Raw genomic sequence first — 11,252 nt, 5'->3', positions numbered from 1 at the left:
CCTGATGAGTGGTGAGAAGCGACGGGGTGGTGTGGGCTGCTCTGCCTTTGCTCTTCTGTGGGAGCGAGCTTGCTCGCGATGGCGGCCTGCCAGCCGACCAATTTCTTTCGAATGTACCCAGCCCAACTGTAGGAGTGAGCCTGCTCGCGATGGCGGCCTACCGGCCGGCCTGATTATCTGGGAGCACGCTCCCTCGCCACATACATCAGCCTTGTCAGGCAACCGGCCGCCAGTGCCCGACCATATGCTCCAGATCCCCGACACCCACCAACTGAAAGTCCCCGCTCGGTCCCGGCGCACTGGCCAGCAACGTCACCTCGCTGGGCAACCGTACCGGCTTCTTGAACTGCACGGCGATCTCAACATTTGCCGCAGGCAGATGCCCGGCCAGCGCTGCCAGCGTGCGTGCCTTGTTCCACAGGCCATGGGCGATGGCGGTCGGGAAGCCGAAGAGTCGGGCGCTGGCCGCGCTTAGGTGAATCGGGTTGTAGTCGCCGGACACCCAGGCATATTGCCGGCCGATCTCCGAGGGCGCTTTCCAGTGCTCGATTTCGCTCAGGACAAGGCTCGATACCAGGTTCTCTTCGAGCGGTTCGCCCTCGAGTTTGACGCCGCGACAGAGCATCCGGCTTTCTGCTTCCCACAACGGGCCCAACTGATCGTCGAGGCTGGTCAGCAGATCGAACGTCGCGCCTTTGGTGTGGGGTTGCAGGTTCTGCACTTGCACGCTGACGCGCACCCGACTCACCCCGCCCATGGTGCGCAACACACGTATGCGGTTGCTCAGGTGAATCAGGCCCAGCAGCGGGAACGGGAAGTCCCTGGCTGTGAGCAGTTGCATCTGCAAGGCAAACCCGAGGATGTGCGGGTAGGTCGGTGGCAGTAGGCCGTTGTCGGCGAAACCACAGACCTTGCGATAGGCCGCCAGGCGCTTGGGATCGACTTCGACCCAGCAACGCAAACCCGAATCGAGCAGGCGGCTGCCGGTGATTTTTCGCCGTGTTGCCGCTCGTGCGTACAACCCCGGCAGGCTGGGTTCGCGGTTGAGTGTGTGCCAGTCGGTGATCATCCTTAAGCCCCCAGAACGCTTTGCCCACATACGCGCAAAGCTTGCCCGGTGAACGCGCCGGTGCCCGGTTGCGCGAGCCAGGCCACGGCCTCGGCGACGTCCTGCGGCAGGCCGCCCTGGCCGAGGGAGCTCATGCGCCGTCCGGCTTCGCGCAGGCCGAAGGGAATGTGCGCGGTCATCTGCGTTTCGATGAAGCCCGGCGCCACGGCGTTGATGCTGATGCCGCGCTCGTGGAGCAGCGGCGCCCAGGCTTGTGCCAGACTGATCAACCCGGCCTTGCTCGCCGCGTAATTGGTTTGCCCGCGATTACCGGCGATGCCGCTGATGGACGCCAGCAGGATCACCCGGCCGTTGTCGTGCAGGGTGCCGCTGTCGAGCAGGGCTTTGGTCAGCACTTGCGGCGCGTTGAGGTTGACCGCCAGCACCGCGTCCCAGAATTCCGGGGTCATGTTGGCCAGGGTTTTATCCCGGGTGATGCCGGCGTTGTGCACCACGATGTCGAGGCCGTCGGGCAGTTGTTCGACCAACTGCGCGGCGGCGTCTTCGGCGCAGATGTCGAGGGTGATGCTGCGCCCGCCGAGGCGCGCGGCGAGGGCTTCGAGATCGGTTTTGGCCGGCGGTACGTCGAGCAGGATGACATCGGCACCATCGCGGGCCAGGGTTTCAGCGATGGCGGCACCAATGCCCCGCGCCGCGCCGGTGACCAATGCCTTGCGCCCGGCGAGCGGGCGTGTCCAGTCGGTGACTGGCGTTGCGCACGGATTCAAGCGAATGACCTGACCGGACACGAAGGCGCTTTTGGGCGAGAGGAAAAACCGCAGCGGGCCTTCCAGTTGCGCCTCGGCAACTTCGCCGACGTAGATCAATTGCAGGGTGCCACCGCTGCGCAACTCCTTGGCCAGGGAGCGGCTGAAACCTTCCAGGGCACGCTGGGCACTGGCGGCAAACGGGTCACGCAGGGTTTGCGGATCACGCCCGAGAATCACCAGGTGTGCGCAGTGTTCGAGGTTCTTCATCAGCGGCTGGAAAAACTCGCGCAGTTGCTTGAGCTGATCGGTGTGCAGCAGGTCACTGGCGTCGAACACCACGGCCTTGAGTTTCGGTCCGTGGCCGGGAATCCAGGCCGTGGCCAGCGAAGGCTCGGTGCCGTAGCTGTAGATCGCGTCGGTCAGGCGGTTGGCGAACGCGCTGACGTGTTCGGCCAACGGTCCGCCGCCGATCAGCAGTGCACCTTCTACAGGTCGCAACCGACCCGCTTGCCAGCGCTCCAGTCTGGTCGGCGCCGGCAACCCCAGGGCACCGACCAGGCGATGGCCGATGGACGAATTGGCGAAGTCGATATAGCGGTCAGACATGGAACGCGCTCCGAAAGCTGGGGTTCAAAGTGTGGACCATGAATGGCGATCAGTCGTTCGATCCACGAGATAAGGCCTACGCTTGGTTACAGTGTAGGAGCGAGCTTGCTCCGGGCGGCGTTCCGACGATGGCGGTGTATCAGCCAACATCGATGTTGCATGTGCTGACCTCTTCGCGAGCAGGCTCGCTCCCACAGGGGTTAGTGTTTACATCAGGTCTTTTGTCAGGAGCTCTTCATGACCCAACTGCGCCGCGTCGCGATCATCGGCGGTAACCGGATTCCCTTCGCCCGTTCCAACGGCCCCTACGCCACGGCCAGTAACCAGGTGATGCTCACCGCCGCCCTCGAGGGCCTGATCGAGCGTTACAACCTGCACGGCCAGCGCATCGGCGAAGTGGTCGCCGGGGCGGTGCTCAAGTTGTCGCGGGACATGAACCTCACGCGCGAGTGCGTACTGGGTTCGCGGCTGTCGCCCGCCACCCCGGCCTACGACATCCAGCAGGCGTGCGGCACCGGGCTGGAAGCGGCGTTGCTGGTGGCGAACAAGATTGCCCTGGGCCAGATCGACTGCGGCATCGCCGGTGGCGTGGACACCACCTCGGATGCACCGATCAGCGTCAGCGAGGGGCTGCGCAAAATCCTCCTGCAAGCCAATCGCGCCAAAACCACCGGCGACAAACTGAAAACCTTCCTGCAATTGCGTCCCAAACATCTGATCCCCGAGTTCCCGCGCAACGGCGAGCCGCGTACCGGGTTGTCCATGGGCCAACATTGCGAGCTGATGGCCCAGACCTGGAGCATCCCTCGCCAGGCACAGGATCAATTGGCGCTGGAGAGTCATCAGAAACTGGCCGCGTCCTACGCTGAGGGCTGGCACAACGACCTGATGACGCCGTTCCTGGGCCTGACCCGCGACAACAACCTGCGCCCGGATTCGACGCTGGAAAAGCTCGCCGCGCTCAAGCCGGCCTATGAGAAAAGCACCAGGGGCACTCTGACCGCCGGCAACTCCACGCCGCTGACCGATGGTGCGTCACTGGTGCTGCTGGGCAGCGAGGAATGGGCCAAGGCACGCGGGTTACCGATCCTGGCCTACTGGCGTGACGGCGAGGCGGCGGCGGTGGATTTCGTCAACGGCGCCGAAGGCTTGTTGATGGCACCGGTCTACGCCGTGCCGCGTTTGCTGGCGCGCAATGGCCTGACCTTGCAGGACTTCGACTACTACGAAATCCACGAAGCCTTCGCCGCGCAAGTGCTGTGCACTTTGAAGGCCTGGGAGGATCCGGAGTACTGCAAAACCCGTCTCGGGCTCGATGCGGCGCTGGGCTCGATCGACCGCAGCAGGCTCAACGTCAAGGGCAGTTCATTGGCAGCGGGGCATCCGTTTGCCGCCACGGGCGGGCGTATCGTCGCCAACCTGGCGAAGTTGCTGGATGCAGCGGGCAAGGGGCGGGGACTGATATCGATCTGCGCGGCGGGCGGGCAGGGCGTGACCGCCATTATCGAGCGCTGAGTGTTTAGCTCCGGGGGCCAGTACACTGAGTATCCCTGTGGCGAGGGGGCTTGTCGGAACGCCGCACCGCCCCGTTCGAGCGCGAAGCGGTCGTAAAATCAGCGACCGCTTTTTCTCAGGCACACTACGTTGATCGCTTTACGGCTGCTTCGCAACCGAACGGGGCGGTGCGGCGTTCCGACAAGCCCCCTCGCCACAGTTGATCGGTTCGCTTATGTACGGAACCTGCGCACCAACCCGTCCAGCTCATTGGACAACCCGGCCAGGCTCTGGGAATCCAGGCGCGCCGAGTTGGCCAGTTCCGCCACTAGCTGCGCATCGCCATGGATCTGGCTGATGTGCCGGTTGATGTCTTCGGCCACTTGATGCTGTTGTTCCGCCGCCGTGGCGATCTGGGTGTTCATGTCGCGGATCACGTCCACCGACTCGCGGATCTGCCCGAAGCTGTTGCGCGCCTCGCCGATGCGCGTCACCGATTGCTGGGACACTTCCAGGCTGGCGTGCATCTGTTGGGTCACCTGGCTGGTGCGTTTGGCCAGGTTGCCCAGCAGTCCGTCGATTTCCGCCGTGGAGTCGGCCGTGCGCTTGGCCAGGGCCCGCACTTCGTCAGCCACCACAGCAAAGCCGCGACCTTGTTCACCAGCCCGGGCCGCTTCGATCGCGGCGTTCAGCGCCAGCAGGTTGGTCTGTTCGGCGATCGAGCGGATGGTCCCCAGGATCGACTGAATGTCGTTGCTGTCGCGTTCGAGCTGTTGCATCGACTGGGCCGACTGTTCGATTTCCTGGCTCAGGCGATCAACGCTGTTCACCGCCGCATCGATCTGCTGCTGACCTTCGCGAGCCTGGCGCTGGCCACTGTCGGCAGACTCCGCCGCATGGCTGCAAGAGCGCGCGACTTCGTTGGCGGTGGCGACCATTTCGTGGAACGCCGTGGAGACCATGTCCACCGCTTCACGCTGGCGTCCGGCGGCTTCGGCCATGTCGCTGGAGACCTGGGTCGAACTCCTGGACGTGGCGAGGATTTTGCCCGCCGCGCCGCCGATGTTCTGGATCAGGTTGCGAATCGCGGTCAGGAACTGGTTGAACCAGTTGGCCAGTTGCGCGGTTTCATCATTGCCACGGATTTGCAGGTTCTGGGTCAGGTCGCCTTCGCCCTGGGCGATGCCTTCCAGGCCGCTGGCCACGCTGCGGATCGGGCGCACGATGAGGCTGGCAAAACTGGCGCCGACGACGGCGAAGATGACAGCCAGGACGGCGGCGATGATGGCGATCAACCAGGTCAACTGGGTCGCGGAACTCATCACGTCGTCCTGTTTGATCAGGCCGATGAAGGTCCAGCCCAGTTGTTCCGATGGCCAGACGTTGGCCATGTAGTGCTCGCCGTTCAGCTCCACTTCCACCAGGCCTTTGCCGGCCTTGGCCAGTTGCGCGTAGCCGTCGCCAAGGCTGTTCAGCGGTTTGAAGTTGTGTTCCGGTTGTTTCGGATCCACCAGGACCATGCCGGTGTTTTCCAGCAGCATCAGGTAGCCGGTTTCACCGAGCTTGATCTGTTTGACGATTTCGGTGAGCTGCTTGAGCGTCACGTCGATGCTGACCACGCCGCCATTGGTGCCCAGCTTGTTGTCGATGGTGCGCACGGTGCTGACGTAGGTCGCGTCGTCCTGGGCCCAGTAATAGGCCTCGGTACGGAACGGCTTGCCCGGTTTGGCCTGGGCCGCCTTGTACCAGGGGCGCTGGCGCGGGTCGTAGTTATTCAGCTTCGGATCATCCGGCCACGACACGTAGCCGCCCGCCGCCGTGCCGAGGATGGCATAGGCGTAGGCCGGGTGGCTGTTGCCCAGATCCTGGAGCAGGGTGAAGACTTTTTTGTCAGTCTCGCCCTGAGGGACGCTCTCGGCGTTGGCGGCCATGTAAGTCTTGAGGCTGTCGTCGGAGTTTCGGATCAACGGCTGCTTGGCCAGGTAATCGACGTTCTGGCTGATGCCGTCAAAGAACAATTGCATGGCGTTGCTGACCTGACGAATCTCGCGGGCACTGCCGTCGACGAATTCGTCCCTGGCATCACTGCGCAGGTTCAGCACAACGAGGGTGGCGACCAGCACCACGGGCAGGCAGGCGATGATTGCAAACGCCCAGGTCAACTTCTGTTTGATGTTCATCCGCGCTCCAGATTTTCTTGTAGGCCCACGCAGTGCAGATGACTCGCGGTTTATTGGCAGCCGTAAACGTTCTTGGTCAACCCGGGTCCTTGAGTGCGGCATCGCTTTTGTTGTGGCAGCGATTGTCGGACAAATCACTTTGTCACTTAGGACTTCGGCTGTTGTTGGAGGAAATTGAGGCCTGTTGGGAAAAATCCTACGGAAGGTATGAGCGGTGGTGTCAGCTTCTGTCGCAATTACCCTCAATGCCCATGCACAACAAGTGACGCAGGCTCGGCTATGATCTGGAACGACCATGGCGGTCGTCGGTTTTACCTGATGAAATCGGTACATTGTGTGCATCTGCAATGTTCATAAGTCGGCAACCCCTCCCCCCCGTGAGTGGATTGCCGTATAACGAATGACTTTCGCGTGTTTGGTAATAAAGGACCCACAATAAAAGCTGATGAAGACTCCAAAACGCATTGAACCCCTGATCGAGGACGGTCTGGTCGACGAGGTGCTGCGCCCACTCATGAGTGGTAAAGAAGCAGCTGTTTATGTGGTGCGCTGCGGCAACGAGTTGCGTTGCGCGAAGGTCTACAAGGAGGCGAATAAACGCAGTTTCCGTCAGGCGGCCGAGTACCAGGAAGGCCGTAAGGTGCGCAACAGCCGTCAGGCCCGTGCGATGGCCAAGGGCTCCAAGTTTGGCCGCAAGGAAACCGAGGACGCTTGGCAGAACGCCGAAGTGGCGGCGCTGTTCCGTCTGGCCAGTGCCGGTGTGCGGGTGCCCAAGCCGTTCGACTTCCTCGAAGGCGTGCTGCTCATGGAACTGGTGGCCGATGAGTACGGTGATGCCGCTCCGCGCCTGAACGATGTGGTGCTGGAGCCGGACCAGGCCCGGGAGTATCACGCGTTTCTGATTTCCCAGATCGTGCTGATGCTGTGTACCGGTCTGGTGCACGGTGACCTGTCCGAGTTCAACGTGCTGCTGACGCCGACCGGTCCGGTGATCATCGACCTGCCGCAGGCGGTGGACGCAGCGGGCAACAACCACGCGTTCAGCATGCTGGAGCGGGATGTGGGCAACATGGCGTCCTACTTCGGGCGGTTTGCACCGGAGTTGAAGAAGACCAAGTACGCCAAGGAAATGTGGGCCTTGTACGAGGCCGGCACCTTGCACCCGGCCAGTGTTCTGACCGGCGAGTTCGCCGACACGGAAGAGCTGGCGGACGTGGGCGGCATCATGCGCGAGATCGAGGCCGCGCGCCTGGATGAAGAGCGCAAGCAAGCCGTACGCGCGGCGGACGATGCTCCGCCGGGCAAGACCGAAGAACCGCCTCCGCCCTGGATGCAGTGATCGGATAAAGAAAAACCCGGCTTCGGCCGGGTTTTTTGTGCGCCACCCAAATCCTTTGTAGGAGTGAGCCTGCTCGCGATAGCGTCGGCACGTTCAACATTGATGTGTCAGGCAGATTGCTATCGCGAGCAGGCTCACTCCTACAGGGCGTTGCGGTGGTTGGTCGGAGTGGCACAACACCCCGACTCCAGATTCTTCAGGATCGGGCAATCCGGCCGATGATCGCCCTGACAGTGCTCGACCAGGTCCTGCAAGGTGTCGCGCAATTGGCCCAACTCGCGGATCTTCTGGTTCAACTCATCGATGTGCTGGCGAGCCAACGCTTTCACATCGGCGCTGGCGCGCTGGCGGTCTTGCCAGAGGGTCAGCAACTTGCCGACCTCTTCCAGGGAAAACCCCAGGTCCCGCGAGCGCTTGATGAACGCCAGCGTGTGCAGGTCGTCATCGCCGTACACCCGGTAGCCGCTGTCGGTGCGATGGGCTGCCTTGAGCAGGCCGATGGATTCGTAATAACGGATCATCTTTGCGCTCAGGCCACTGTGGCGGGCCGCTTGGCCGATGTTCATCGGTTGTCCTCCAGGTCCTTGGGTTTCCAGGTTTTCAACAGTAACGCATTGCTCACCACGCTGACGCTCGACAACGCCATGGCCGCACCGGCCAGCACTGGGTTGAGGAAGCCGAAGGCCGCCAGCGGAATGCCGATCAGGTTATAGACAAAGGCCCAGAACAGATTCTGCCGAATCTTGGCGTAGGTCTTGCGGCTGATCTCCAATGCGGCCGGCACCAGTCTCGGATCGCCGCGCATCAGGGTGATGCCGGCCGCGTGCATGGCGACGTCGGTGCCGCCACCCATGGCAATGCCGATGTCGGCGGCGGCCAGTGCCGGGGCGTCGTTGATGCCGTCGCCGACCATCGCCACCACCCCGGTTTGTTTCAGTGCGGCGACCGTGGCGGCTTTGTCCGCCGGTAGCACTTCGGCATGCACATCGTGGATGCCCAGCACCTCGGCCACCACCTTGGCGCTGCCGCGATTGTCGCCGGTCAGCAGGTGGCTGCTGATGTTCCGTGCGCTGAGTTGTTGCACCGCTTGCAGCGCGCCGGGCTTGAGGGTGTCACCGAAGGCGAACAGGCCCAGCACCTGTGGTTCGGGGGATTGTTCGATCAGCCAGGACAAGGTCCGGCCTTCTTTTTCCCACGCGATTGCGGAGTCGGCCAACGGCCCGGCATTCAAGCCGCTGTCCTCCAGCAGACGCCGATTGCCCAGCGCCAGGCGACGCCCTTCGAGGTTGCCGGCGATGCCGCGGCCGGTCAGGGACTGGCTGTCGCTGACATCGGCCACCTTCAATCCACGCTCGGCACAGGCATCCAGAACAGCCTTGGCCAGCGGGTGCTCACTGCCGCGTTGCAGGGCGCCGGCCAATTGCAGCAAGCTCGCCTCATTACCGTCGATAGCACTCAGATGAGCAATGCGCGGGGCGCCGGAGGTCAGGGTGCCGGTCTTGTCGAATACCACCGCGCTGACTTCATGGGCTCGCTCCAGTGCTTCGGCGTCCTTGATCAGAATCCCGTAGCGCGCCGCCACGCCGGTGCCGGCCATGATCGCGGTCGGCGTGGCCAGGCCCAAGGCGCACGGGCAGGCGATCACCAACACCGCCACGGCGTTGATCAGCGCGGTTTCCATCGGTGCGCCGTACAGCCACCAGCCGATCAGGGTGGCCAGGGCAATCAGCAGCACAGTGGGCACGAACACCTGGCTGACTTTATCCACCAGTTTCTGGATCGGCGCTTTTGCAGCCTGAGCGTCTTCCACCAGACGGATGATCCGCGCCAGCACGGTTTCCGCACCGAGGGCCTGGGTACGCACCAGCAACCGGCCTTCACCGTTGATCGCGCCACCGGTGACTCTGTCGCCGGGCTGCTTGGGCACCGGCAGGCTCTCGCCACTGATCAGGGCTTCGTCGGCGTGGCTCTGGCCTTCAACCACTTCGCCGTCCACCGGGAAGCGTTCGCCGGGTTTGACCATCACCAGATCGTTGAGGCGCAGGGCGCTGATGGCGACGTCTTGCTCGTTGCCATCGATCACCCGGATCGCCCGTTCCGGACGCAAGGCTTCGAGGGCTCGGATGGCGCTGGCGGTCTGGCGCTTGGCGCGACTTTCCAGGTACTTGCCCAGCAGCACCAGGGCGATCACCACCGCCGAGGCTTCGAAGTACAGATGCGGCATGCGCCCGGCGGCGGTGGCCCATTCGTACAGGCTCAAGCCATACCCGGCGCTGGTGCCCAAGGCAACCAGCAAATCCATGTTGCCGGCCCCGGCGCGCACGGCTTTCCACGCGGCGACGTAGAACCGTGCACCGAAGATGAACTGCACCGGCGTGGCCAAGGCGAATTGCGCCCAGGCCGGGAGCATCCAGTGCACGCCGAATGGCTGTAGCAGCATCGGCAATACCAGCGGCAAGGCGAGGGCAATGGCGATGATCAAGGCCAGGCGTTCGCGGTGCAGGCGCTGTTGTTGATCGTCGGTTGGCGGGTGTTCGACTTCCCACACGCTGGCGCTGTAGCCAGCCTTGGCCACCGCGGCGATCAAGGTTTGCGGGTCGATCTGGCCGAGCAGTTCAAGGTGGGCGCGTTCGTTGGCCAGGTTGACGCTGACGCTTTTCACCCCGGCAACCTTGCCTAGCGCACGCTCGACGCGACCGACGCAGGAAGCGCAGGTCATGCCGTCGATGCTCAATTCCAGGCGCTGTTGCGGCACGCTGTAGCCGGCCTTGGCCACGGCATCCATCAGGGCCGACAGGCTGTCGCTGGGTGCCTGGACCCGCGCCTGTTCAGTGGCGAGGTTGACGCTGACGGCACTGGCGCCAATGACTTTGCTCAAGGCGCGCTCGACCCGCCCAGCGCAACTGGCGCAGGTCATGCCGGCAATCGGCAGGTCGAACGTGGTGGATTCGGACATCGGTCGCACTCCCTGTAGTAGATGACCACAGGATCAACCTTGCCATGCTGGCAAGGTCAAGTGCCATAATTCAGATCAAGCAGCCGATCAGTAGCCGAGACCGGCGCGCTTGAGGTACATCCCGTCCTGCGTCATCGCGATCCGGTACTTGAGCACATCCCCGGCCTTGAGCTGGATATCCTGCGAACCCGGCGCGAGCATGCCCGGATTGCAGCCCGGGACCTGGCCCGGCAGCAGTTTCAGGCGCAGCGAGACGATGCCCGGCGGCAGGTTGAACGAGGTGCTCTGTTCCTGAAACAGCCGCGCCGCCAATTGATCCTGGATGTACACACCGATTTCGCAGCTGGTCGCGACTTCCAGGCGCTCGCGGGAAATGATCAGCACGCCATAATCCTGACCGGCAGCATTGACCGAAGGCACGGCGGCGAAAAGGCTGAGAAAGCCAAACAGGCTGAAAACTGACCAGCGCATGGCTGAATCTCCTGAGTTCGAGTCATTGATGGACGCAGCTTGGCCGAGCGTCGCGCCGATTGCCAGCCCGGCAGCTAACTCCAGAACTTGACCTTGCCATGGTGGCAAGCTCGAAACTGGGCTCAACCTTCGGAAAAGGAGTCATCCCATGCAAGTGTTCAACGTTGAAGGCATGTCTTGTGGTCACTGCGTCAAGGCCATCACCCAAGCTGTCCAGGCCAAAGACCCGGCGGCCAGTGTGCGGGTCGATCTGGCGGCCAGGGAGGTGGGTGTCGAAAGTGCGCTGACCGCCGAGCAGGTGATCGAGGCGATCAGCGAAGAGGGTTACGGCGTCAAATTGGCCTGAATTTGATAGTTAGCGAGCTACCGGAATGTTCACGGCGTCCAT

The 11,252-nt window shown here is 63.0% G+C and carries 9 protein-coding genes and 1 pseudogene; 3 read left to right on the top strand and 7 right to left on the bottom strand.

The genetic code is table 11. The features are described from left to right. Positions 1 to 214 precede the first annotated feature (214 nt). Together VC35_RS27195 and VC35_RS27190 are read right to left on the bottom strand one after the other, a co-directional pair. On the bottom strand, positions 215 to 1,069 hold the full coding sequence (locus VC35_RS27195) for a MaoC family dehydratase (protein WP_046043765.1): 855 nt from the start codon (positions 1,067 to 1,069) through the stop codon (positions 215 to 217). A gap of 2 nt (positions 1,070 to 1,071) precedes the next feature. Beyond that, complete coding sequence (locus VC35_RS27190; protein WP_046043764.1) at positions 1,072 to 2,424, bottom strand: 3-oxoacyl-ACP reductase; 1,353 nt, start codon at positions 2,422 to 2,424, stop codon at positions 1,072 to 1,074. A gap of 237 nt (positions 2,425 to 2,661) precedes the next feature. On the opposite strand from VC35_RS27190, the gene VC35_RS27185 reads away from it, so the two are divergent. Further along, positions 2,662 to 3,939, top strand: coding sequence for an acetyl-CoA C-acetyltransferase (locus VC35_RS27185; protein WP_046043763.1), 1,278 nt, complete (start codon positions 2,662 to 2,664; stop codon positions 3,937 to 3,939). A gap of 212 nt (positions 3,940 to 4,151) precedes the next feature. Here VC35_RS27185 and VC35_RS30415 read toward each other — a convergent pair whose 3' ends face one another. After that, entirely contained in the window at positions 4,152 to 4,880 is a 729-nt protein-coding gene (locus tag VC35_RS30415; protein ID WP_404942377.1) for a methyl-accepting chemotaxis protein, read from the bottom strand. A 129-nt stretch (positions 4,881 to 5,009) separates the two neighbouring features. Next, positions 5,010 to 6,098 (bottom strand): annotated as a pseudogene (locus VC35_RS30410) (cache domain-containing protein); the annotation flags it as partial. Positions 6,099 to 6,543: 445 nt separating this feature from the next. On the opposite strand from VC35_RS30410, the gene VC35_RS27175 reads away from it, so the two are divergent. Beyond that, complete coding sequence (locus tag VC35_RS27175) at positions 6,544 to 7,437, top strand: PA4780 family RIO1-like protein kinase (RefSeq protein ID WP_046043760.1); 894 nt, start codon at positions 6,544 to 6,546, stop codon at positions 7,435 to 7,437. 140 nt (positions 7,438 to 7,577) lie between these two features. Here the strand turns inward: VC35_RS27175 and cueR are convergent, their stop codons facing one another. The 3 genes from cueR to VC35_RS27160 all read right to left on the bottom strand — a co-directional run bounded on the left by cueR (position 7,578) and on the right by VC35_RS27160 (position 10,864). Continuing rightward, positions 7,578 to 8,003, bottom strand: a complete 426-nt coding sequence (gene cueR / locus VC35_RS27170) for a Cu(I)-responsive transcriptional regulator (RefSeq protein WP_046043758.1) — start codon at positions 8,001 to 8,003, stop codon at positions 7,578 to 7,580. Further along, positions 8,000 to 10,393: a heavy metal translocating P-type ATPase gene (locus tag VC35_RS27165; RefSeq protein ID WP_046043757.1), complete on the bottom strand. Its 2,394-nt coding sequence runs from the start codon at positions 10,391 to 10,393 to the stop codon at positions 8,000 to 8,002. The genes cueR and VC35_RS27165 overlap by 4 nt, the downstream gene beginning before the upstream one ends. An 87-nt stretch (positions 10,394 to 10,480) precedes the next feature. Then, positions 10,481 to 10,864: a hypothetical protein gene (locus VC35_RS27160; protein WP_046043756.1), complete on the bottom strand. Its 384-nt coding sequence runs from the start codon at positions 10,862 to 10,864 to the stop codon at positions 10,481 to 10,483. 148 nt (positions 10,865 to 11,012) lie between these two features. Here VC35_RS27160 and VC35_RS27155 point away from each other — a divergent pair, with 148 nt between their 5' ends. Next, positions 11,013 to 11,210 carry a cation transporter gene (locus tag VC35_RS27155; protein WP_046043755.1) on the top strand — a complete coding sequence of 66 codons (198 nt, stop codon included), beginning with the start codon at positions 11,013 to 11,015 and terminating at the stop codon, positions 11,208 to 11,210. Positions 11,211 to 11,252: the final 42 nt, after the last annotated feature.

The organism is Pseudomonas fluorescens, assembly GCF_000967965.1.
Taxonomy (GTDB): Bacteria; Pseudomonadota; Gammaproteobacteria; order Pseudomonadales; family Pseudomonadaceae; genus Aquipseudomonas; species Aquipseudomonas grandcourensis.
Note: the sequence above shows the minus strand (reverse complement) of the source record. Positions and strands in the feature narration are given on the sequence as shown.

Bases quoted from the DNA above. Each gene is read 5' to 3' on its own strand.
- VC35_RS27195 (WP_046043765.1), bottom strand. From the start codon at position 1,069: ATGATCACCGACTGGCACACACTCAACCGCGAACCCAGCCTGCCGGGG.
- VC35_RS27190 (WP_046043764.1), bottom strand. From the start codon at position 2,424: ATGTCTGACCGCTATATCGACTTCGCCAATTCGTCCATCGGCCATCGC.
- VC35_RS27185 (WP_046043763.1), top strand. From the start codon at position 2,662: ATGACCCAACTGCGCCGCGTCGCGATCATCGGCGGTAACCGGATTCCC.
- VC35_RS30415 (WP_404942377.1), bottom strand. From the start codon at position 4,880: ATGGTCTCCACGGCGTTCCACGAAATGGTCGCCACCGCCAACGAAGTC.
- VC35_RS27175 (WP_046043760.1), top strand. From the start codon at position 6,544: ATGAAGACTCCAAAACGCATTGAACCCCTGATCGAGGACGGTCTGGTC.
- cueR (WP_046043758.1), bottom strand. From the start codon at position 8,003: ATGAACATCGGCCAAGCGGCCCGCCACAGTGGCCTGAGCGCAAAGATG.
- VC35_RS27165 (WP_046043757.1), bottom strand. From the start codon at position 10,393: ATGTCCGAATCCACCACGTTCGACCTGCCGATTGCCGGCATGACCTGC.
- VC35_RS27160 (WP_046043756.1), bottom strand. From the start codon at position 10,864: ATGCGCTGGTCAGTTTTCAGCCTGTTTGGCTTTCTCAGCCTTTTCGCC.
- VC35_RS27155 (WP_046043755.1), top strand. From the start codon at position 11,013: ATGCAAGTGTTCAACGTTGAAGGCATGTCTTGTGGTCACTGCGTCAAG.